We start from the raw sequence: 22,918 nt of genomic DNA, 5'->3' as shown, positions 1-22,918 counted from the left end.
CTCGCCGCCACCCCTGGTGTCGGAGCCGCAGGCCCACGTGCTGGACGCCGCGCTGCCCCCGCAGGTGGAGGGGTCGCACACGCCCGTCGTGGTGGAGGACGACCGCGAGCTCATCCGCGAGGGTGACCGCACGCTGCTCATCATCGAGGACGACCTGAAGTTCGCCCGCATCATGGTGCAGATGGCGCGCGAGAAGGGCTTCAAGGCCCTGGTCGCCACGCGCGGCGACAGCGGCCTGTCCATGGCGCACGAGTACCAGCCGGACGCCATCACCCTGGACATCCAGCTGCCCGTGGTGGACGGCTGGAGCGTGTTGGACCGCCTCAAGCGCAACCCGCGCACGCGCCACATCCCCGTCCACATCATCAGCGTGATGGACAAGCACCTGGGCAACACCCAGGGCGCGTTCGGCTACCTCACCAAGCCCGTGAGCAAGGAGGGCCTGGAGCGCGTCTTCGGCCAGCTGTCGCGCTTCCTGGAGCGCCGCGAGCGCCGCCTGCTCGTCATTGAAGACGACGACGTGCAGCGCAGCAGCCTCACCCAGCTGCTCAGCGATGGCGGCGACGTCGTCGTCACCGCGGTGGCGTCCGGCCAGGAAGCCCTCCAGAAGCTGGAGGAGAACGAGTACGACTGCCTCGTCATCGACCTCCTGTTGCCCGACATGGACGGCATCAAGCTGGTGGAGGAGGTGAAGACGCAGCAGCGCTTCCGCGACCTGCCCATCGTCGTCTACACCGGCCGCGAATTGACGCCCAAGGACGAGGCCCGCCTGCGCCGTTACACCGGCAGCGTCATCCTGAAGAGCGGCGCGAAGAGCCCCGACCAGCTGCTCAGCGACACGGCGCTCTTCCTGCACCGCCTGGATGAGAACCTTCCGCCTCGCGCGCGCGCGGCCCTGGCGCAGCGCAACGACCAGGACGCACCGCTGGCCGGCAAGAAGGTGCTCCTGGTGGATGACGACATGCGCAACATCTTCGCGCTCACCAGCGTGCTGGAAAATCACAGCATGCAGGTCGTCTTCGCGGAGAACGGACGGGCGGCCATCGAGATGCTCGGCCACAACCCCGACGTGGACGTCGTGTTGATGGACGTGATGATGCCGGAGATGGATGGCTACGAGACCATGCGTGCCATCCGCAAGGACGCCAAGTACGCCAGCCTCCCCATCATCGCCGTCACCGCGAAGGCGCTGAAGGACGACCGCGAGAAGTGCATGGCGGCCGGTGCGAGCGACTACCTGCCCAAGCCGGTGGATACCGACAAGCTGTTGGAACTGGTCCGGCTGTGGGTGAGTGCTTGATACTCAACGAGGACGATCCACCGTCGTGCCCCCTTTGCACTTCCGTCTGGAAGGGGGCAGCCCTAGCCTTGTTCGCCGTGTCTCGGGTCTCTTGACCCACGCGCTCCCCCACCGCGCACATGAACTCCACTGAGCACACTCCGGAACGTCCCCAGGAAGCCGTCGCCTCCACGCGCGCGGCCATCCTGATGGTGGACGACCATCCGGCCAACCTGCTGGCGCTGGAAGCCATCCTCGAGCCGCTCGGCCAGGACCTGGTGAAGGCGACCAGCGGCGAGGAGGCGCTCAAGCAGCTGTTGCAGCGCGACTTCGCGGTCATCCTGATGGACGTGCAGATGCCGGGCCTGGACGGGTTCCAGACGGCGGCGCTCATCAAGCAGCGCGAGCGCACGCGCACCATCCCCATCATCTTCCTCACCGCGCTCAGCCGTGACGCGGCGCATGTCTTCAAGGGCTACGCGCACGGCGCGGTGGACTACCTGCTCAAGCCCTTCGACCCGGAAATCCTCCGCTCGAAGGTCAGCGTCTTCGTGGACCTGTTCCTCAAGGAGCAGCAGCTCCAGCGCCAGGCGGCCCTCTTGCGCCAGCGCGACCGCGAGGCCTTGGAGCGCCAGAGCGCGCTGCGCTACCGGCGGCTCACGGAGGCCCTGCCGGAGCCCATGTGGGCGGCCCGCGCGGATGGGTCGCTGACGTACGCCAACCGGGCCTGGCGCGACTACACCGGCCATCACGAGGGGTATGAGCTGTCGCTCTCCTCGTTCCTCCAGGACGTGCACCCGGCGGACCGCGAGCGGATGCGCGGCGTGTGGAGCGACGCGCTGGTCCAGGTGCAGAACAGCACGGAGGAGTTCCGGCTGCGTCGCAAGGACGGCGTCTACCGCTGGCACCTGGCGCGCGCGGTGCCGGAGCACGACGAGCACGGGGCGCTGGTGGGCTGGCTGGCCATCGCCACGGACATCGACGACAAGCGTCGCGCGGAAGAGGCGCTGGGCCGCTTCAAGACGACGCTGGATGCTACGCTGGACTGCGTCCTGATGTTCACCCCGGACACGCTCACGCTCGCGTACGCGAACGCGGGCGCGGCCAAGCAGCTGTCCGCGGGCGTGGAGGAGCTGGTGGGCCTGTCGGTGCTGGAGGTGGAGAGCGCCTTCGACGAGTCGGGCTTCCGCAAGCTCCTGGCGCCGCTGATGTCCGGCACGCTGCCGTCGCAGACGTACTCCACCAACCACCGCCGCCGCGACGGCACGGAGGTGCCGGTGGAGGTGGTGCTCCAGTTCGTGGCGGAGAAGGAGGGCCCCGGCCGCTTCATCTCCGTGGCGCGAGACATCACCGAGCGCCAGCGCGCGGAGACGGCGCTGCGGCTGGCGAGCGAGGCGAAGGACGCGTTCCTCGCCGCCGCGAGCCACGAGCTGCGCACGCCGCTGGCCGCGGCGAAGGGCCATGCGCACCTGGCGCTGCTCAAGCTGGGCGGGCAGACGGAGGCCGGCCCCGGCAAGTCGCTGCAGATCATCAACCGGCAGATCGACCGCATGGCGAAGCTGGTGGAGGACCTGCTGGACATCAGCCGGCTGCAGGCGGGGCGGCTGTCATTGGAGCTGGAGCCGTTTGATTTGTCGCAGCTGGTGCTGGAGACGCGGGACCGCATGGCGGTGCTGTCGCAGACGCACGAGCTGAAGGTGGACGTCCCCGAGCACCTGGAAGGCACGTGGGACCGGGGGCGGTTGGACCAGGTGCTGACGAACCTGCTGTCCAACGCCATCCGCTATTCGCCCGAAGGCGGTCAGGTGCTGGTGCGCCTGGTGGCGGAGGGCGATGGCGGCGTGCACCTGTCCGTGAAGGACCAGGGCGTGGGCATCCCCAGCGAGAAGCAGCGCATCATCTTCGAGCGCTTCGGCCGCGCGCACGGCAGCAAGTACGGCGGGCTGGGGCTGGGGCTCACCATCAGCCAGGGCATCGTGGAGCAGCACGGCGGCCGCATCTGGGCGGAGTCCACCGGCACGGTGGGCCAGGGCTCCACCTTCAACGTCTGGCTGCCCCGGCGCACCGAGGCCCAGGCGGCGACGCCGACGGAAATCTCGAGCACCCCGAGCTGAGCTCCCCCGCGTTGGTTGGGAACGCGGCCTGCGTCCCCTTGGGACGCGGCACGCGGGGTGGGGAAGGCAGGGGCCAGGGGAGGAATGGGTTGGTATGGCCCGTGCTCTGCTGCGGGCCATGTCCTCATCCTCGCGGCCCAACATCCTCATCCTGACGGTTGATCAGCTCATGTTCCCCCGCTTCGCCTATGGGCCGGAGGGCGGCTTCCTGCCCGGCATCAAGGACATCCTGGGCTTCGTGGATGAGGGCGGGGAGGACAACCCGTTCCGGAAGTTCTTCCCTGGCTTCGCGGCGCTGCGGAAGAACGCGGCGGTGTTCCGCAACCACACCATCGCGGCGTCGGCGTGCACTCCCAGCCGCGCGGTCATCTACACGGGGCAGTACGGCACGCGCACGGGTGTCACGCAGACGGATGGCCTGTTCAAGAGCGGCGACGCGGCAGCCTTCCCGTGGCTGTCGGCGACGGGGATTCCGACGCTGGGGCACTGGTTCCAGAAGGCGGGCTACCACACGCACTACTTCGGCAAGTGGCACGTGAGCAATCCTCCGGACCACTCGTTGAAGCAGTATGGCTTTGACGACTGGGAGCTGTCGTATCCGGAGCCGCACGGGGCCTCCATCAACAACCTGGGCGCGTTCCGCGACGAGGGCTTCTCCGACCTGGCGTGCGGCTTCCTGCGGCGGATGGCGTTGGGTGAGCCGTACAACCGGGCGCTCGGGGAGCAGTCGTACGCGGCCCCCCGGGCGGAGGCGCCGGCGGGTGAGGCCCAGCCGTGGTTGGCGGTGGCGTCGTTCACCAACCCGCACGACATCGCGACGTATCCCATCCTGCCCCGGCAGTTGGACCCGGACTCGCCCAAGGTGGGGCCGCTGACGGTGCCGGCGGCGGGCGCGCGGTCGGTGACGCCGACGGCGGGGACGTTCAATGTGCCGCTGAATCCGCTGGGGTTCCCGCAGGAGAACGCGGGCGTGCCGTCGAACCTGCGGGACACGCTGGCGAACAAGCCGGACTGCCAGCGGGACTACGCGTACAAGGTGGGGCTCGCGCTGTCTTCGAAGACGGGGCTGACGCTGCACCAGGCGAACGAGAACATCGACCCGGTGACGGTGACGTTGAACGCGGGCATCCCGTTCCAGCTGACGGAGAACCCGGAGAAGGCGGCGGAGCGCTTCCAGCAGTACTACGCGTGGCTCATCCACCTGGTGGACGGGCACATCTCGCGGGTGCTGCGGACGCTGGACGAGACGGGGCTCCGGAAGAACACGGTGGTGGTGTTCCTCTCCGACCACGGCGAGTACGGCGCCGCGCACGGCTACCTGATGGAGAAGTGGCACACGGCCTACCAGGAGGCGCTGCACGTGCCGCTGGTGGTGCAGTTCTCGGAGGAGCAGGAGACGCGGTACATCGACGCGCTGACGAGCCACGCGGACATCGTGCCCACGGTGCTGGGGTTGGCGGGCATCCAGCGGGAGGAGCAGGCGGCGATCCGCACGGACCTGCGGCTCCACCGTCCGGTGCCGCCGTTCGTGGGCGCGGACCTGAGCCCGCTGGCGAGGGGCGAGTCGACCACGGTGCTGGAGCCCAACGGCACGCCACGAGAGGGCGTGCTCTTCGTCACGGACGACGAAATCACGGAGCCCCTGCCGCGCACGGGAGACCCGCACCAGATGCACGACGACGCGCTGTTCTCCGTGTACACGCGCGCGGTGGAGCGGCTGCGGGAGCAGGGCAAGGTGCCCGGGTTGAAGCCTGGAGCGGTGTGCCAGCCCAACCACGTCCGCTGCGTGCGCACGCCCCGCTGGAAGCTGGCGAGGACCTTTGACCCGTCCGGCGAGCACGCGGACCAGTGGGAGCTGTATGACCTGGAGACGGATCCGCTGGAGCTGGAGAACCTGCTCGTCTTCGACCGGCCGTTCCCGACGCTGATTCCGTCACTGCCGCGCGGACTGTCCCGCGTGGAGGTGGAAGAGGCGGCGCGCGCGACGCATGCGCTGCTGGAGCGGTACGAGGTGGAGAAGCTGGCGCCCTGGCCGCAAGGGAGCTGAAGCGCTGCGACTGGAGCGCATTGGGCAACCGACGAGGCAGGCTCAGCAATAGCCTCTGGGCGAAGTACCCCCTCGGGCCGACAGAGCCCGAGGGGATTCTTGCTGCCCCTCGTCGAGCACGACATGACCCGTCAGGAGATGCGTTCCAGTTGAGCAGCGATCATCCAAGCGACTTCATTCGATCGTTGCCTCCCCAGCATTGTCCTTCACGCGCTGAGCGGCGTCGCGAGCTGCGCTTGAACTGCTGTATCCCTCCCCCGAGTCAGCCACGATACGGCCATTGGTTGAAATGAGCTTCCAACGCCATTCCCCCCTGGCGTCCTTGTAGATTTGAAATTTGAATGTGTTCATGTCTGTGTCCCCTCGTTTGGGCTGGCATGCGCAATTCCAGCCCTACCAATGCGTCCTGGCAGATGGTCTGCTGAGACGTGCCAGTGCTATAGCGGATCCAGGTAGGATCAGCGGAATCCCTCGGAGGAGTGAGGAACACAAATTCAGTGCTCTGGCTGCATCGTCAGTCAGTCACTTGGGCTGATGGGGAGAGGAGTCTACGGTGCCATTGGTTCATGAGGCGCTCGAAACCGTTGAGCTCGTTTCCCTTGTATTCGAAGAGGAACGGCTCCAGCAGCGAGGCCAGGGCACTGTATTGAGGCGGCACCGCGCCCTTCTCGGTATCGATGGCATCGGGCCACTCGCCCAGGTTGATCAGCAGCCGGTCCCCCTCCAGCGGCAGCAGGTTGGCTTCGGGGAAGGGAATCCCCCTTCGCAGCGCTTCAATGCCACCGAGTCGTCCCAGCAGTGGCTGTCCCAGGAAGGTGAGCCAGTACGCGCCCAGTGCATGCGTGCCGATGACTGAACTGAACTCCCGCGTATTGTAGACATCCAGACCCGGATAACGACCGAGGAGCGACTCGATGAGGCTCCAGTCACCCGAGCTGAACAATCCTTGCGGTGACACAATGGCGAAGCTGGCATAGCCAAAGTTGAAAGGCAGCTCGCGACCCAATTGGAGCGCAAGATCTCGCAGCTGTGAGGCCCCGTGTTCCAGGATGTATTCGGTCGGAAACGTGAACGACACCGAGCTGATGGGGTCCTTGAGGATGGGATCCCCGAGGCGGCGCGCGTAATACTCGAAGTGGTAGCTGCCGGCCTCGCTCGGGCTCTCCATCAGCTGAAGGGGCCAGACGCCCCTCCAGGGTGGGTCCAGGAGGTACTTCCGGATGTGTTCCCATCCCTGTGCGTCGAGCGGGGCCAGCTCTCCTTCCTCCGAGGGATACCAACCCAGCGTCCCGGAGGGAATGGCTCGAAGATAGGTCTGCAGGGCGCGCCATATCGCAGGGGCGAAAGTCTCGGGGCTCCGATGGATGAAGAAGGAGAGGACGATTCCATCGCGTCCCGCGAGCCAACCGCCCTTGCCGCGAAGCCGGATGACTGGGAAGGCATCCCTCATGGCGCCCTCACTCCAAAGCCCGGTGAGATGAGCATCGCCGGTCCGCCCAGAGCTGCCTTGTAGATTTCACCCTGGTCCTTGCCGAAGTACGGGCTGCTGGGTCCATACGGCGTCCACTTTGGCAGGTTGGTGTCCGGACAAGGGAACTTGAAATCCAGGGTGACCGCAGCCTTCATCAGGTTGCGGTCCGCATGAAGCACGAGGTCCGGCTTGATGGTCCCCCGGAGTTCCTCGGTGCATCCTTCGGCGATGAGCTTGGCTTCCTTCTCCGGGCTGATCGACTCCACCATCCGGGCGTTCGGATAGTAGCGGTAGCGCTGTTCGATGCTGACGGGCGCGGGCCATAGCTTCTTCAGCACCTGTTCCGCGCACGCGAGGGCGAGCACGTGCTTCTGCTTGCCGAGGAACATCGCCCGGGTAACCGGGTTGCCACAGCGGTCGTGCTCCACCACCTCGGCGCACTCCTGCCGCGTCGGAGGCCGGCCCTGGAAGTAGCGAGCATTGCCCAGTTGCTCGGCCTGGACAGCGCACGCGGCGAGCTGCTTCTCCAGCTCATCCGCATCGTGGTCCTGCTGCATCAACGCGAGCACGGCCGGAGGGATGGCACGGACCAGAGGGGAGACGATGGCCCGGGTTGCAGCTTGGGCGGAGGACTGCTCCGCCACGTAGGTTGCGTGCCGTGCCTTCCCAGCGGTCTCTGAATCAACGAAGCCCAGCTCTCCGTGCCGGGAATGCCGTGAACCGCCAGCACATGCCGTGAGCAGGAGGCAGGCCACCCATGGACTCATCGCGGGACGCACGCGCCGGACTCTATCCGGCGTGATGCGATGTCAGGCGACCCGTGTGAACCACTCCCCCGTGGAGAACTGGGACTCCAGCACCGCTGCCAGGCGCGCATCCTCCAGCAGCACGCCCACCTCGATGTTCCGTGTCTGTCCCCGGTCGGTGAAGTTCGCGGACGTCACGAAGACCCATCGTGCGTCCACCACGACGCACTTCGCATGCAGGCTGGCGAAGACGCCCCTCTCCGGCGAGAAGCCATGGCACTCCGGAAAGGGCGGTCCAAAGGGCCAGTGCTCCCGCAAGAACGAGGAGGCCACCGATGCGCTGGCATAGAGCCGGCAGCCCACGCCCCGCTCGAGTGCCTCATGCAGCGGACGCAGGACGTCCGCCGCGTGATCGAACGCGAACCCGGCCAGCAGCACCGTGTTCGTGGCTTTGTGGAACAGGTCCGCCAGCACCACCGCCGTGTCGCGTGCGCCGCTCCAGCGGGTCTCCGGCCCCGTCCAGACCAGCTCTGGACGCCGGGCACCCCCGCGCCGCTCCACGAGCAGTGTGTCCAGCAGCACGAGCGTCCCCTCCCGTCCCAGCGCGTTCAACGCCGCGGCCTCACCCTCCAGCGTCTCCAGCCCCTCTCCCCGGAGCGCCAGCCGCGACAGTGGAAACCCGAGCCGCCGCGCGGCAATCACGGCTCGCAGCCGCTCCAGTTCCGGCGTCGCCACGCCACTCAGGTCCACGGCGTCTTCAGGAAGGCGACGTCCTCATGGCCCAGCGTGGGCACGACGAGCGCGCGGTCGAGGTACTGGTTGAAGCGCTCACAGGAGCACTCGGGGAGGAAGAGGCAGCCATGGCACGCGGCGCCCTCCAGGTCGCGGTCGTCGCGGCCCGTCGGTTCGTGGTGCGCGCACACGGGGTCGTTGGAGCAGAGCCGCGCGTCCTCCAGCGCCCGGGCGAGGTGCTGTCCCAGCCGCCGGCCCTCCTCCACCAGGCCGCCCAGCGTGCCCTCCGCGCCCGTGGTGCCCGTCATCAGCAGGATGCCCGCCATGGGGACGGCATCGCTGTGCGGTGCGCAGTACAGCCGCTCGCGGATGGAGCTCGCGGGATAGCCGCACTCCAGCGCCACCTCCGTCATCAACAGGTGCGCCAGTGAGTGGAGCAGGTAGAGCCGCACCCCTGGGAAGGCGAGCTTCGACCCGGAGCCCTGCTTCCAGCGCTCCCATCCGGCCTTGAGTACCTCCTCGCGCCGTCGCACCGGAGCGGAGGTCTCCCACGCGTGCACCTGCTGCTCGTCCAGCACCAGCAGCATGCCCTCACCCTGCATCTCCGTGACGGGCACCCAGTCCCGGTGCAGAGACATCGGTGCGAGCGCCACGTCCAGGTCGTAGCGGCCCTGGAGGTCCTTCGTCAGCGGCTCCAGCCGGGTGAAGCCGACCTGTGCCTGGACCTCTCGCAGGCGCCGCGCCAGCACCACGCGTTCGACCAGCGATGGCAGCCCTTGGGGCCGCGCGATGCGCCGGGCCCAGAAGACCTCGGTGCGGTCCCGGGGCATCTCGCCAGGCTTCTCCTGCGGCTGCGCGAGGAACTGGAGCCACTCCGCGGTGCGGATCTCCGGGACGGCTTCGGGTGTGTGCTCGCGCTCCGCCGCGATGGCCGCCAGCACCTCCGCGTTGGAGACGGAGCCCAGCGCCACCTGGACCTGGGGAATGGTCCGGAAGGCGGGGAGGCTCTCCGCGGTGGCCGCCTGGAGGATGCTCCACGCGGACTGCACCTTGCGCCGGAGCGATTCCGGTTCGGGGATGGTGATGGCGCTGGTGGTCTGCGCGAAGTAGCCGTTGCTGGCGGTGCGGACCAGCAGCCGCTGTTTCTCGTCGCAGCGCTCCCGGGCCTCCAGCCCCAGCCAGGGCCGCTCCCCGTCGCAGCGGTCCTGCTGCTCCTTGTGCGTCATGTCGATGAGGCGCCTGCGCTTGCCGCACGTCGAGCACGCGACCTCGATGTCGCTGAAGTCGCCGCTCACACCCTCCTCCAGCTTGAGCTGCGGGGCGTCGCAGGGCTTGCGCTCGTGCATCCACCAGGACCAGTCGATGTCCGACAGGTGGCCGCGCGGACAGGCCGCGACGAAGCGCACCGGCACGCAGCGCTCCGGCTTCGCGTCCACGCCCGAGCAGCGGTGGCGGTACTCCTGATTCACCCGCTCCAGGCTGTTGGCACGAACCAGCGCGCGGCAGCGGGGGTTCTGGCAGACGAACCAGCGCGGAAACTCATACACCTGGATGCCGCAGGACTCCGTCGGCTCGCGTTCATCCCCGGCCGGTGGCTTGCGGAAGGGGGCCTCCTTGCTGAGGGGCCACTTGTTGCGGTGGTAGAGCGGTTCGACGATCTCCAGGAGCCGAGGCTCGTTGACCACCTCGCCCTGGCCCTTGAGCCGCCAGAAGTCCAGGCCGCCCACGAGGACGGCGTCGTTCAGCAGGTCCAGCATGCTGCCCGGGCCGAAGGTGGAGACCACCTGGCTCTGGCGCACGCGCCCGTCCGGCGGACGCGTCGAGCGGGCCTTCGTCCACTTCCTACGGTTCGCCATTCGCCACCTCCTCCGTCGCTGCCTTCGGGGCGCGATAGCCGCCCAGCGGTTGACGTGAAATCCACAGGTGCACCGAGGACTCCACGTCGCGCATGGACGTGGGCGCTTCGAACTTGAGCTCGTCCTGGGTGAGGTTGTCGGTGGAGTCGAGGAAGCCACGCAGCAGCGGCTTGAGCCCCTTTCCCTCCGGGTCGTAGGGCGAGTACGCGCGCTGCGCGGCGTCCTTCTTCGCCTGCTCGATGATGTTGCGCCACGAGTCGAGCAGGCTCCGCGCCCGCTGCATCACGATGCCACTGGCGCGCTCGGACTCCTCCTTGGGCAGCCCGCGCCCGGCGCGCTTCGCCAGCACTTCGAGCGACTCCTCCAGTGCGTCCCTGTGTGCCTGCAATGACTTCCACTCCAGGGGCGCCGTCATGGCGGTGTCCAGGAGCCGGCCCAGCGCCACCACCACGCCCGCCAGGCCCCGGTCGAGCGCCGGGACGGAGAAGGGCGTCACCGAGGTGGCTTCGACGAACCGGTAGAAAGACTCGTGGTACGTCCCGAAGCGCTCGTAGTGGCTGCGGTCGCGGGGCTTGGCTGCATTGAGGCACGTCACCACGAGGCCGGGCTTGTTCGCCCTGCGGCCCACGCGACTGGACGCCTGGATGTACTCACTGGTCGTCTTGGGTTGACCCGCCACGACCATGAGCCCCAGCCGGTCGATGTCCACGCCCACGGAGATCATGTTGCTGGCGAGCACGACGTCGATGCTCTGGGGCTGCCCGTGCGTGAGCTCCAGGCGGTTCTTCGAGGCCTTGATGTCGGCGGTCTTCTCCCGACTGGTCAGCTCGATGGGCTCGCCGCGGATGGTCCTGCCGCTGTACCAGGGGTGCTCGGTTTCCTTGTCGAAGTCCTCCGGCCGGCGGCGGACACGGTCCATCACCAGCCGGCGCACCTCGTCCTCGACGAGCCGGCGCATGCCGCCCAGCTCACGCAAGCTGTTGAAGTAGCCGACGAGCGTCAGGTACGGGTCGGCGCTCACGGCGCCATGGAGTTGTTCACCGCGCGCGGCGGCGGCGAGCATGCTGACATAGACGCGCAGCAGGATGGCCTTCATGGGCCGTCCGGGCGCCGCCACGCCCACGTAATGGCGCGCACCCTTCTTCCCCACGGAGGCGAAGAACGTCTCGGATGCATCCACGCCGGGCGGTGGGAACAGGGCCACGTCCCGTCCATAGAGCCGGCTCACCTGCTGTCGCGAGCGGCGGACCGTGGCGGTGGACGCCACAAGCTTCGCGCGGGGCGCGAGCGTCAGGACGGCGCCTTCGTAGAGGCCCACCATGGAGCCCAGGGGGCCGGAGATGAGGTGCAGTTCGTCCTGCACGATGAGCTCCGGGGGACGCAGCCCCTTCGGCAGCGTCACGAGCGCCGCCTTCACGGCCGCGGCGTCATCGCACGGGCCGACGAAGCGCTTCCCGGTGCGGCCCAGCGCGCGGCCGAAGAGCAACCCCGTCTCGCCGCGCCAGGGCAGCATGGCGAACTTGTCCACGGTGGCGACGAGGAAGCATGGCAGCTCGCGGTAGATCTGTTCGTCCACGAAGAGGACGGGGAGCCCCTCCGGGTTGCGGCCCAGGTTGAAGGCGCACGCGATGTTCGCGCAGCCGACCAGCACCTCCTCCGGCTTGGACCTGGAGGGCCGGAGGATGAAGCACTCTCGTTCAAAGGGAGTGGCGCACCAGGGACAGGTGGCGAGCGGGAAGGGCGATTGGGCGCGGGTGCTGTTGTCGTTCTTGTACTCGGTGATCTGCGTGGATACCTGCTCCAGCGTGTTGGCGGTGGCGGAGCGGCCGACCCACAGGCCAATGGAGAAGCGGACCGCCCCCAGGCGCTTCGGTTCCTGCTGGCGGAGCACGTCGAGCGCGCAGATGAGCGTCGCCGCGCGGCCGAGCTGGTCGAGCGTGAGCAGCCGCAGCGTGTAGCGCAGCAGTACGGCCACGCCGAGTCCACCGTGGAGATGCGCCTGGCCCCGGAGGCGGCGCAGGAGCAGGGTGAAGGCGATGAGGCCCAGGTAGGCCTGCGTCTTTCCGCCGCCCGTGGGGAAGAAGATGAGCTCCACGAGCTCGCGGTCCGCGTGGGCTTCGTCCTCGACGGAGGGGAGGTTGAGCAGGATGAAGGCGAGCTGGAAGAGGCGCCATTCGGGAGCTTCGGTCGGCCGCGCCTTGCGCTCGGCCTGGGCCATGACGCTGTTCATCCAGCGGAAGGCATCGAAGGCAATGGGCTCCCGCTCCAGGAGCTGGATGCCCTCCTCGATGCGGGTGGCCGCGTGGCGGGCACGGCGAACGAGCTCATCCCGCGTCTCCACGCGGCGGTCGCTCCCCACGTCGATGACGGCCTGCTCGGCCACCCAGTCGCGGTAGGCCAGCACCAGAGGGCTCAGGGCCGCAACGGCTTCCGGAGGTGTCGTGAACGCGGCGAGCTGTTCCATCCCCACCGTGAATTCGTGAAGCTTGCGCGCTTCGACGGGGAGCACCTCCACGCGCGGCAGCCAGTCCGTTTCCACGCGGATGACGGGTAGGGATGCGGAGGGAACTCGCACGGAGACGCCGTGGCCCACGGCCCACTGCTGGCGCTGTCGGAACTGAAGGTCATTGACGAGGTCGTCATCGTCCTCGCTTCGGGCATCGCTCGAGTCCTGCCGGCCGACGAAGCCCTTCGCGCACTCCAGGGCGAGGTGGGTCTGGAAGGCGTAGGACTCGTCGCGGTCGACGGCGGTGCTGGTGGGCGTGCGCGCGTTCACGAGGAAGATGGCGACGGCGAGTTCACCTTCAGGCGTCTTCTCCACATGGCCTTCCAGGCGCAGGCCCCGGCTGTCCTGGAGGTTCACGCCCTCGCGCAGCACCGCGTCGTTCAGGGGCAGCGTGACGGTGCGTTGGTGGAAGGCGCGGCTCCACGGTTTGCGCCCGTCCGCCTCGATGCGCTGGTAGTCCGCCCAGCAGACATGAGCGGTGAGCTGGGAAGTGCCAGAGGGAACGAAGACGGAGAGCCCCATGGATGCGGGGAGGCGGCGTACCTTCTTGGCGGTCGGGTCAGGGCGGGAGGCTTCCTCGTTGTCCTCGTCATTGCCCGCGGCCAGGTCGTCTTCCTCATCGTCAGGGTCGTCCTCGATGACGCCCTGGTCGAGGGGAACGAGGAAGCCTGTCAGGTACCAACGGGACGGCGGATTGCGGAGCACTTCCGGGGTGTCCGACACGGGAGCGCCCGGTGGCTTGTGGAACGGGCCGACGAGGTCTGCTTCGAGCGCATCGATGAGATGGGCGCGCACCGCGCCCGAGTCGCTGTTGTTCATGAGAGGGCTCAGGCGGTCTGGTTGCGAGACTTCGAGGGACGGCGAGAGCCCGGGTGGGCTTCCTCGTAGGCGCGCTGTTCGTTCAGATCGAAGAGGCGGTCGAGGACTTCGTCCTCGAAGGCTTCGAGTTGGGACGCGGTGGCGCCGCAGTACGGAGGGGCGTGGATGTCATCCCATCCGTAGGCATCCAGGACAGCCTGGTCCACGGCCACGTGCAGGTTCCTCAGGCGCTGCGTCGCGGCGTCAGTGACGGACTTGTCCTTGAGCCGGTTGTACGTCGTCGTCAGGCCGATGTTGTTGGCCTGCATGTAGTGGGTGCGTTCGAAGTCGAGTTGCTTGCCTACGGCGTCGAGTTCCGTGACGTGTGGCTCGTCGGGAAAAGGGAAGGTTTCGAAGCAGTCGCTGGGAGCGTAGCGAAGTCGGTCTTCGAGGGATGAAGACAGAAGCCGGGTCCAGACTTCATGCACCCGCGATTGCAGCACCGTCAGCCAGTGGTCCTGCTCCACCGGAACAACGATGACTTGTTCGCTGAACACCACGGATGGGAGCTGCCACGAACACATCAAATGCTTTGAAACTCGTGAGATGGCGAGGCAACGGCTCAGCGGACGTAGCGATTGATAGAGTTCCATACGGGGACGGATGAACTGCCACCAGGACTGCTTCGCTCCTCTGTCCTTGACCTTGTCTCGCTCCGGTTTCACCAAATCCCGCACGATGCGGATGAGGTCGGGCCAACGCTCTGCTTCGTCCAGCTCCATCTGGCCGAAGTTGATGACGTATCTTTCGAGGTCTGGGCTCGGGTCAGAATTGATCTCCTCGCCACCCACGTAGCGAAAGATGCATGCCGTGTTTTTGGATGACTTTGCGACGAGGGCCGAGCGCTGCTCGGGACTGAGTACGAACCCCATTCCAAGCACAATGCTTCCCTGGAAGCTCTTGCCCGCATTGGCGCTGAGTATCACGGGGTCTGCTCGTTCGGGCTTGCCCCTGAGCCGGGAGTTGAGCTGCTTTACTTCCTTGCGATCCAGCCTGGGTTGAGGCGCCAGATTGGAAACATGGCCCTTCGCCAGATGCACCACGGACACAGAGACATTGGCTCCGGCCACCGGCCACTTCATGGAACGCACGGCGTCATACAGGTGGCCGCCGTGGTCTACCAGGTACTTCAGTCCCGTGGCCCTCGTGTCTCCCTGCGAGATGGTGTTGGTGGCGATGAAACCGAAGCTGCCGTGCTCACCCAGCAGGTGGAACGCGCGGCGGAAGAAGTGTGCGGACAGATCGGCGTTGCCGTGCGCGCCCTCGTGAACCGCCTGGAGCCAGGGCAGGTAGTTCTCTCCCCCGGTATCGATGATGGCGTTCTTTCCCGCGAAGGGCGGGTTCCCTACGAACCCATCAATCCATGCAGTCTTGTTGGGCTGCTCGTTGTCGAGCGGATCGGGACGGCTCCCGTGGAACACCTCCGGGAACTCCAGCGGCCAGTGGAACGTCCAGGCCGGCGCGGAGAACGCCGTGATGTCCGCCGGCATGGGAGGCAGAACGCCATTCTTCTCCTTGGACAGCCAAGTCCCAATCAGATCGAGCCGACGGACACGCTCCTTCTCCCGCTCCTTGTCAGACCCATGGGCGAAGAACGCCCCCACACATGCATTGGCGATCTGCTTGACGTCCATCAGTGCCGCATCCGCGTCACGGAGAAGGCCTTCCTTCACCCGGGCGGGGTCCAGATCAAGCTGAAGCGGCTTGCGTTGCGGTCCCTCTAGCTCGAGCGCGAGCCGGAGGATCTCCTCGCGCTTCTCCAGCGCTCGCGTCAGCGCCTTCTTGATGAACGCCCAGGGCAGTTCGGACTGCTTCTTGCTCTTCGGGTCCCAGTGGAACGCTTGAAGTTGGTCAAGGTCGAGCCCGACCAGCGAGTCCCCGCATTTGAGCGCATGGTCCAGGAACGTGAAGGGCTCTGTCTTCGCCAGCGTCACGAGCCATAGCGACAGCTTCGCGAGACTCACCGCCCACGGATTCTTGTCCACGCCGTACAGGCACCGCTGCGCCACCAGCCGGCGTGCCCGCATCACCTCGTCCTCGTGCTTGTCGCGCTTCAGCACGCCCTCGCGCGTCCATGCTGCGATGACCTGGTCCGCGAGGAAGCGGCAGGACTCCACGAGGAAGGCCCCCGACCCCATGGCCGGATCGCAGATCTTCAGGTTGAGGAGTCGCTCCGATGAAGGCTGAGGCCCCATCGTTTTGAGCAGCGGCTCCAGCGCCCGTCGGACGATGGGGGAGGAGAGGCTTCGGGGGGTGTAGTGGCTGCTGGTCCGCCGTCGCTCGTCGCCGGGCTGGAGCACGAGTTGGGATGCCCGCCGTATCTCTGTGCCCCTCACCCGATAGGGCTCCAGTGCGGCCAGGACCTTCTCCTCCGTGTCCGCCTGTTCCAGCGCCTTCGGCAGCGTCTTCACCGCCTTCGATTCGAGTCCGGCTTCCTCCTCCAGCCATGCGGCGCGCCGCTTCACGGGGTGGGCCAGCACTTCATCGGCGGAAACCCAGACCTTCGAGGGCTTGAGGCAGATCCCGGCGCCCGTCAGGCGCTTCACGTGAAAGCCCATCAGCCCCTCGTACACGGAGCCAATCTGCTCCACGTCGAGCGACCTGAAGCTCAGTCGCTGGCCCTTGAGGAAGATGAGCCGCTCCAGAACCTGGTGAACGGTCTCATCGTCAATGGCTGGCGCCGGCTTATCCGTGCCTGAGTCGTCGGTGCTCGTGCCTCCCAGGAATGGGAATGCCTTGGGGTCGAAGAGCTGTCCTCGCCGTGCAGGCATTCGCAGTTTGTCGTGGGAGGCGCCAAGGTAGATGCATCGGAAGAGCGCCAGCAGCCGTGGCCACGCACCGAACCGCCTGTTCATCGCATCGGGGTACTGGTGGGTGTCCTCTACCAGTTGCGCGTGGAGCGCTTTCACCGACAGGTCGTCGCGGTAGGGCTCCTGGTCCACGGGAAGCAGCCCCTGGTCCTCCGCGTAGAGGAGGAAGACGAGCCGCAAGAGCGTGGAGAGGAGTCCGCCGTAGACGTGGTCCTCACCTCGTGAAAACGCTTCATCCAGGGCGTGGGAGCCGTCCCGTTCAGCAGCCACCTCGAAGCCCGTGAGAAGGATGCCCAGCGCTTCCAGCACCTGGCCAGCCAGTTCCTCGGTGACATCCGCCTGACGGCGGCGGGACTGCTCCAGCAGTGAGGGAAGCTGATGCTCGGGCAGCACGCCGAAGAAACGGCGAGCATGCAGGAGCATCACCATCGCGTCGAACAGGGGCCGGCCGCTGGAAGTGACGAGGTCCTTGAACCGGAAGGTGAGGTGCCCGGAGGTCTCTCCGTGGGGCGCGTACACCAAGCGCACGGAGTCCCCGTTGAACAGCAGTCCGATGGAAACCCGTGCGGCGCGCAGCAGACGGTCGAACTTCGCGGTCGGCTCGTAGAACCAAGCGCCCGTGGTGTCCTCTTTCTTGTCCAGGTCCATCCCGGGCGGCAGTTCCCAGGTCAGGAGCGCGAAGCCTTCCGCGGCCCGGCTGATGGGCGTGGAGTCATCCGGCAGCCCTTCCGGTTTCGCGGGAGGAAGACCGCGCCGACGCAGGCCTCGGGTGGGCCGGAGCGTCTGTTGTCCTTCCGCGATCTCGAGCCGGAGCTCCTCTGGGAACTCCGTGACGAAATCATCCTCGGCGTAGCCCAGCACCTCCCGGAGGAAGCGAGGGACATCCGTCACGCGCGGTGACTCCCGGCCTGCCAGCAGGACGAACCGCGACTGAGCGGACACCGGCAGGCGTTGCATGCACTGCGCGTCCTCGAGGACCGGGATGGAAACCACAAGTCCTTCGATGGGCTGTGCCATCCCCAGCCATGTCTGGTGATAGCGACGTTCGACGTCGTTCATGCGTTCCCCCCTGTGAAGAAATCGGCGGGCGTCAGCGCGAACTCGGCCAGAGGTACACCATGCCCACAGGCATGACCCTCACGAGCCGGACGGCAAACAACCCCTTCAGAGACTCTGGCTGCGTCGCGAGTTCCTTCTTGAGCGCAGCCAGTCGTTCCGAGAGGTGGGCGCGATCTCGGCGCCACTGGTCGATCTCCTCACGGATACCCAGCTCAAGTTGTGCCCCCAGCGCTTCCCGGATGGCTTCCTCCTGGCTCAGGAGGATTTCAGTCAGCGCCTTCGCCTCGGCGGTTCCACGCGCAGCCAGCTTCTTGCGCGCGTCCTTCTCCCGAAGTGCCGCCTGCTCTTCAACCGCAGGCCAGAGCTTCGAGAAGTCGGACGCGGCGCTGGCCAGCAGTCGCTTCTGGACCGCACGAGGTGTCGCCAAGAGCGCGGGCGCTTCCGCCAGCGTGGTCTCCAGTTGATCGATCGCCTTGCGGTCCGCCTCGTCCGCGAAGGGCTTCAAATGCCCGCGGCCGCCCCCGTCCAGCCACTTTGCTGAAACAGAGACCACCTCGTCATGGAGCCGCGCGGCACCCTCGCCAAAGAGCGACAGCCGGCCGAAGACGATGACTCGCGCCACTGCGTCGCGTTTGGTCTGGACCACTGTGACCCGGCTCAGGTCGTTCGCGGAGAACCCCTGCGCCAGGAACCGTTGGAGCACCCGCTGGACGATCGGATGGGACAGGTGCAGGTGCGCGAGCTTGCTGGCAACCCCTGGAGGCGCCTCGAAGACCACGGGCGACACAGGGCGCTTGCGCCACTCCCAAGGCGCTTCGTCCTTCTCCCTCCTGGGGCGAATGGCATCCAGGGTCGTGTTCCACGAAGCGGGAAGGGCGGGGACCTTCCAGGCCTCCAGCTTCTGGCCCTCCTCCGTGACGGTCTCCCGTTCCAGCCGACCCGCGCCAGCCAGCTCAAAGCCCACGTCCAGTGCATCGCGCAGCAGGACGGGATTGAAATTCATCACCTTGCCGCTCTGCTCGCGGAGCTCTCCAATCGAATCCAGCTCCTTACGCAGGGATTGGAGCGTGCGCTGGGACTCCAGCTCCCGCTTCGTCACGTCGGTGCGGGAGGACGTCGCGGCACGGGCGAGGCTTTCCAGCGTGCCCTTCGTGATGCCCGCGGCGAGGGCATCGTGCATCTGGTCCATCAGCACGCTGCCCAGGCTGCCCAGCTCGCGCGTGATGGTCTCCACCTTGCGAGCCAAGGTGTCCAGCACCGCGTCCTCGGCGCGCTGGCTGTAGACGAAGTAGCCGCAGCACACGGTGGACGCGGATTGCAGGGCGCGGTCGATGCGACCGTTGCGCTGCTCCATGCGCGAGGGATTCCACGGAACGTCGAGGTGGAAGAGGTCCGCGCAGTGTCCCTGCAGGTTGATGCCTTCGCGCGCGGCGTCAGTCGCGAGGAGGACCCGCACGGGGAACTCCTCCATCGGGCCGTTGAAGGCGGCCTGGACCTCCGCGCGCTTCACGTCATCGATGCCGCCCGTCAGTGTGAGGATGCGCTCATCCCCGCGTTGGGTTCCCTCGAAGGCGGCGGTGAGCTGCTCCTTGAGATAGCGGAGCGTGTCGCCGTACTCCGTGAACACGATGACCCGGCGGGGCTTCCAGGCGGCGCCCCGGGTGAGCGGGCACTGGTGCTCACGAATCCAGTGGAGCAGGGCCCGCAGCTTCGCGTCCCGGGCGGTGCGGTGCCGGGCGCTCAGCTTGAGCATGTCATCCAGAAGCTGACGTGCCTGGATGCTGGCGGACAGCTCCTGGCTCTGCTCGCGGATGGTCTCCGCGAACGCCAGTTCGAGGGAGTCGTCCGTCTCGCCATGCTCCTCGGACTCAGGGGCCGGGTCGCCGGTAAGTGCGCCGCCGTCAGACGCCAGGTTCCCCGCGCCGAAGGCCGCCGCGTGGACGGAGAGGGTGCGGTGAAAGGCCTCGATGCTGGAGAGGAGGCGCTTCTGGAGGTTGATGAAGACGAGGCGCCCCTGCTTCGTGCCGGGCGCCATCAGCTCCGTGTAGCGCGCGAGCTTCTGGGACAGCTCGAGTTCAGCGGCCGCCCCTTCGCCCAGGTCGACACGCTGCTCGACGGTCTTCCCGTCCGGACCGAGCCACTCGGCGTGCCAGCGTCCCGAGTCATGCGTCAGCCGCACGCCCACCACGTGCCGCTCCGGGTATCGCTGCGCGCTGCCCAGGGCGCGAAGGTCGCCCTTGAGTCGGCGCACCATGACGGGAGCCAGCTGGGATTCGCGGACGCGAGTGCCCCGCGTGAAACGTTGGGGGTCCAGCATCTCCAGCAGCGCGGAGAAGCTGTTGGAGTGACCGTTGTGGGGTGTGGCCGAGAGGAAGAGCCGGTGTTCGAAGCGCTCCGCCAGGGAGCGGATGCTGCGGGTCGTCTCCGTGTCGATGGCGTACCGGCTGGCCGATGCCGGGGCGACGACGTGCGCCTCGTCGAGCACCAGCATGGACTTGTGGTGACCCTTCTCCTCCAGGAGGGTCTTCAGCGGCTCGAAGTACTCGCTGCGCCGCAGCGTCTGGTACGACACGATGAAGCGCGAGTGCGTGGCCCAGACGGGGACCTGGAAGCCGCGCTCCTGCCGACGGCGGGAGACGAACTCGCTGTTGAAGATTTCGAAGCGCAGGCCGAAGCGCTTCTCCATCTCATCACGCCACTGGAGCGTTACGGACGCCGGGCAGACGATGAGGACCCTGTCGACACGCTGGCGGAGGATGAGCTCCTGCATCACCAGCCCGGCTTCGATGGTCTTTCCCAGCCCTACGTCATCGGCGATGAAGAGATTGACCCGGGGCAGCTCGAGCGCCTTCTTGAGCGGCGTGAGCTGGTGGTTCATCAGGTGGATGCCCGCGCGGAACGGCGCCTGGAAGAGCCGGGCGTCGGTGGCGGTGACGGAGCTCCACTTGAGTGCGTGCAGGTACGCGGCGAAGTGGCGGGGTTCGTCGAAACGCTCGGGCGTTCCCAGTCCGCTCTGCTCGGGCTTGATGACCCGCGCGGCGAGCTCGCGCTCCCACAGGACAGACAGGGGCCGGCCCTGTGCGTCGTCATCCAGACATGTGAGACGGACGAGGGTGTGTTGCTCCCGGACATCCGAAGGAGCTACGACCTCGTTGACCAGATATTGGCGGTGTCGGACCTGCGCGATATCACCCGCGCACGGCAGGGGAGCGGTGGGCACGTTAAACACAGTGCCGTGCTACAGGGCTGTAGTGTATTCCCCAGAGGAGGTAACTCGAAGGTGGTATTGCCCTCTACTGGAGAAGTCTTCTTAGCCATTTGTTCATGTCGCTCTCGTACGGAATAAGGTCTTTGCCGCTGTACTGGAACGTGAATGGCTCAAGCAGGTGCGCCAGTGCACCGTATTGAGCAGGGACGGCTGCCTTTTCAGTGTCGATGGGGTCGGGCCATTCATTCAGGGTGACCAGCAGGCGTTCACCGTCCATGGGCAGCAGCGACACATCCGGGAAGGAAAGTGCGTCCTTCAGCACGTGGATACCGCCCAACGCCCCGAGCAGTGGCTGACCCAAGAAGGTCAGCCAGGACGCGCTCAGTGCCCTGTCCCCAAGGCGTGAGCTGAATTCTCCGGCATGGGGGATATCTAGCCCCGGGTAGCGGGCGAGGAGCGATTCGACCTGGTTCCAATCCGCGGCGGCCCATGAACCTCTTGAGGAGACGATCGCGAAGCTGGCATAGCCGAAGTTGAAGGGAAGCTCGCGAGCCAACTCCATTGCTAGTGCGCGCAGTTGGACCGCACCGTGCTCGAGCAGGTACTCCGTGGGGAAGGTGAACGAGAGAGTGGTGGCGGGAGCATCATGGATGGGGCTGTCGAGCCTTCGGCCGTAGTATTCGACCTGGTAGTTCCCGGTTTCGCTAGGGCTTTCCCTCAGCTCCACGGTCCGGCTTCCTCCCCCGATTCGCTCGATCACCACATGGCGATTGTGTTCCCATCCCTCGTCATCCAGCGGAACCATGTCTCCATCGGCAGACGTGTACCAGTTGAGTGAGCCGGGCGGGATGGCGTGACGATAGGCTTGAATCGATCGCCAGACCGCAGGCCCGACCTCCGAGTGGTCGCGATGGATGAAGAAGGCAAGCACAACACCATCTCGTCCGGCGAGCCACTCGCCCCTGCCTCGAAGTCGGATGATCGGGTAGACAGGATTCATCGCTTGAATGGCTCCACACCTGTTTTTGGCGACACGAGCATGGCTCGTCCACCCAGTGCTTTCTCGTAGATAGCCCCTTGGGACTCATAGGCGTAGGGGCTGTTGCCTCCGTATTCAGTCCACCGAGGCTGATTGGTGTTCGGACACGGGAACTTGAAGTCCAGGGTGAGCGCGGCCTTCAGCAGGTTGCGGTCTCCATGGAGCACGAGGTCCGGCTTGATGGTCCCTCGGAGCTCCTCGGTGCATCCCTCGGCGATGAGACGCGCTTCCTTCTCCTGGCTGATCGACTCCACCATCCGGGCGTTCGGATAGTAGCGGTAGCGCTGCTCGATGCTGACGGGCGCGGGCCACAGCTTCTTCAGCACTTGTTCCGCGCACGCCAGGGCGAGCACGTGCTTCTGCTTGCCCAGGTACATGGCCAGGGTGACCGGGTTGCCACAGCGGTCGTGCTCCACCACCTCGCCGCACTCCTGCCGAGTCGGAGGCCGATTTTGGAAGTAGCGAGCATTGCCCACCTGCTCGGCTTGAACGGCACACGCGGCGAGCTGCTCCTCCAACTCATCCGCATCGTGGTCGTGTTGCATCGCCGCGAGCACGGCCGGAGGAATGGCCTGGAGGAGGGGAGACGCGGCGGCCCGGGTGGCGGACGCGGCGGCCTGCTCCGCCACATGGGCCGCATACTTCGCCCGTGCGGCGGTATCCGAATCGACGAACCCCAACTCACCATGCCGGGAATGCCGCGTTCCTCCGGAACACGCCGTGAGCAGGACACAAGCCAACCACAGGCCCGTGAACCGGCTCACCGCTTCCCACGGGCCAGCAGCATCACCGCGACCAGGATGGCGCCCATCGCGCCAAAGGTCAGCGGACCCAGCGTCTCTCCCGCGAACACCACGCCCAGCAACACCGCCACCGCCGGGTTCACGTACGCATAGCTCGTCGCGAGCGCCGGCCTCGCGTGCCTGAGCAGATAGCCATACGCGCTGAACGCCACCAGCGAACCGAACACCACCAGATATACGAACGACACCATCGCGCGCGGGGGCACGCTGTCCGCCATCCGCTCCCCCAGCACGAAGCTCACCGCCATCATCATCACGCCCGCGCTCAACATCTGCGTGGCGGGCGTCATCAACCCGGCGGGCATCGGCAAGCGCCGGCTCCACACCGACCCGAAGGCCCACGCCATGGGCGCCACCACCACCGCCAGCGCCGCCACGCCCCCGCCGCCC

General features: G+C 66.8%; 14 protein-coding genes. 3 read left to right on the top strand and 11 right to left on the bottom strand.

The features are described from left to right. The 3 genes from D7X32_RS31825 to D7X32_RS31815 all read left to right on the top strand — a co-directional run. On the top strand, positions 1–1,300 hold a 1,300-nt coding region (locus D7X32_RS31825; protein ID WP_120606335.1), incomplete at its 5' end, for a response regulator. A gap of 119 nt (positions 1,301–1,419) precedes the next feature. Next, positions 1,420–3,393, top strand: a complete 1,974-nt coding sequence (locus D7X32_RS31820; RefSeq protein WP_120606332.1) for a hybrid sensor histidine kinase/response regulator — start codon at positions 1,420–1,422, stop codon at positions 3,391–3,393. Positions 3,394–3,487: 94 nt separating this feature from the next. After that, the gene (locus D7X32_RS31815) at positions 3,488–5,440 is read left to right on the top strand and encodes a sulfatase-like hydrolase/transferase (RefSeq protein ID WP_244239294.1); all 1,953 of its coding nucleotides are present in this window, start codon (positions 3,488–3,490) and stop codon (positions 5,438–5,440) included. Between the two features lie 174 nt (positions 5,441–5,614). Here D7X32_RS31815 and D7X32_RS47890 read toward each other — a convergent pair whose 3' ends face one another. The 11 genes from D7X32_RS47890 to D7X32_RS31760 all read right to left on the bottom strand — a co-directional run. Beyond that, positions 5,615–5,791 (bottom strand): YegP family protein, encoded by a 177-nt coding sequence (locus D7X32_RS47890; RefSeq protein WP_120606330.1) that lies wholly within the window; start codon positions 5,789–5,791, stop codon positions 5,615–5,617. Between the two features lie 163 nt (positions 5,792–5,954). Continuing rightward, positions 5,955–6,890 (bottom strand): type VI immunity family protein, encoded by a 936-nt coding sequence (locus tag D7X32_RS31805; protein WP_120606329.1) that lies wholly within the window; start codon positions 6,888–6,890, stop codon positions 5,955–5,957. Continuing rightward, positions 6,887–7,555: a hypothetical protein gene (locus D7X32_RS31800; RefSeq protein ID WP_244239293.1), complete on the bottom strand. Its 669-nt coding sequence runs from the start codon at positions 7,553–7,555 to the stop codon at positions 6,887–6,889. The genes D7X32_RS31805 and D7X32_RS31800 overlap by 4 nt, the downstream gene beginning before the upstream one ends. A 165-nt stretch (positions 7,556–7,720) precedes the next feature. Continuing rightward, positions 7,721–8,407, bottom strand: coding sequence for a DISARM system phospholipase D-like protein DrmC (drmC, locus tag D7X32_RS31795; RefSeq protein ID WP_120606328.1), 687 nt, complete (start codon positions 8,405–8,407; stop codon positions 7,721–7,723). After that, positions 8,398–10,245, bottom strand: a complete 1,848-nt coding sequence (drmB, locus tag D7X32_RS31790; RefSeq protein ID WP_120606327.1) for a DUF1998 domain-containing protein — start codon at positions 10,243–10,245, stop codon at positions 8,398–8,400. The genes drmC and drmB overlap by 10 nt, the downstream gene beginning before the upstream one ends. Beyond that, entirely contained in the window at positions 10,232–13,570 is a 3,339-nt protein-coding gene (gene drmA / locus D7X32_RS31785) for a DISARM system helicase DrmA (protein ID WP_120606326.1), read from the bottom strand. The genes drmB and drmA overlap by 14 nt, the downstream gene beginning before the upstream one ends. Positions 13,571–13,578: 8 nt before the next feature. Next, on the bottom strand, positions 13,579–17,478 hold the full coding sequence (locus tag D7X32_RS31780; RefSeq protein WP_244239292.1) for a DNA methyltransferase: 3,900 nt from the start codon (positions 17,476–17,478) through the stop codon (positions 13,579–13,581). A 31-nt stretch (positions 17,479–17,509) separates the two neighbouring features. After that, entirely contained in the window at positions 17,510–20,698 is a 3,189-nt protein-coding gene (gene drmD / locus D7X32_RS31775) for a DISARM system SNF2-like helicase DrmD (protein WP_244239291.1), read from the bottom strand. A gap of 73 nt (positions 20,699–20,771) precedes the next feature. Further along, positions 20,772–21,686 carry a type VI immunity family protein gene (locus D7X32_RS31770; RefSeq protein WP_120606324.1) on the bottom strand — a complete coding sequence of 305 codons (915 nt, stop codon included), beginning with the start codon at positions 21,684–21,686 and terminating at the stop codon, positions 20,772–20,774. After that, positions 21,683–22,405, bottom strand: coding sequence for a nucleotidyl transferase family protein (locus D7X32_RS31765; protein ID WP_120606323.1), 723 nt, complete (start codon positions 22,403–22,405; stop codon positions 21,683–21,685). Before D7X32_RS31765 ends, D7X32_RS31770 begins: the two co-directional genes overlap by 4 nt. An 80-nt stretch (positions 22,406–22,485) precedes the next feature. Continuing rightward, the coding region (locus D7X32_RS31760; RefSeq protein ID WP_147450343.1) for an EamA family transporter at positions 22,486–22,918 on the bottom strand (433 nt) is incomplete at its 5' end.

This window comes from Corallococcus carmarthensis (genome assembly GCF_003611695.1).
GTDB classification, from domain to species: Bacteria; Myxococcota; Myxococcia; order Myxococcales; family Myxococcaceae; genus Corallococcus; species Corallococcus carmarthensis.
Note: the sequence above shows the minus strand (reverse complement) of the source record. Positions and strands in the feature narration are given on the sequence as shown.

What these genes read in the sequence shown, in the direction of transcription:
- drmA (WP_120606326.1), bottom strand. Translation starts at nt 13,570, where the DNA reads ATGAACAACAGCGACTCGGGCGCGGTGCGCGCCCATCTCATCGATGCG.
- D7X32_RS31780 (WP_244239292.1), bottom strand. Translation starts at nt 17,478, where the DNA reads ATGAACGACGTCGAACGTCGCTATCACCAGACATGGCTGGGGATGGCA.
- D7X32_RS47890 (WP_120606330.1), bottom strand. Translation starts at nt 5,791, where the DNA reads ATGAACACATTCAAATTTCAAATCTACAAGGACGCCAGGGGGGAATGG.
- D7X32_RS31770 (WP_120606324.1), bottom strand. Translation starts at nt 21,686, where the DNA reads ATGAATCCTGTCTACCCGATCATCCGACTTCGAGGCAGGGGCGAGTGG.
- D7X32_RS31805 (WP_120606329.1), bottom strand. Translation starts at nt 6,890, where the DNA reads ATGAGGGATGCCTTCCCAGTCATCCGGCTTCGCGGCAAGGGCGGTTGG.
- drmB (WP_120606327.1), bottom strand. Translation starts at nt 10,245, where the DNA reads ATGGCGAACCGTAGGAAGTGGACGAAGGCCCGCTCGACGCGTCCGCCG.
- D7X32_RS31815 (WP_244239294.1), top strand. Translation starts at nt 3,488, where the DNA reads ATGGCCCGTGCTCTGCTGCGGGCCATGTCCTCATCCTCGCGGCCCAAC.
- D7X32_RS31820 (WP_120606332.1), top strand. Translation starts at nt 1,420, where the DNA reads ATGAACTCCACTGAGCACACTCCGGAACGTCCCCAGGAAGCCGTCGCC.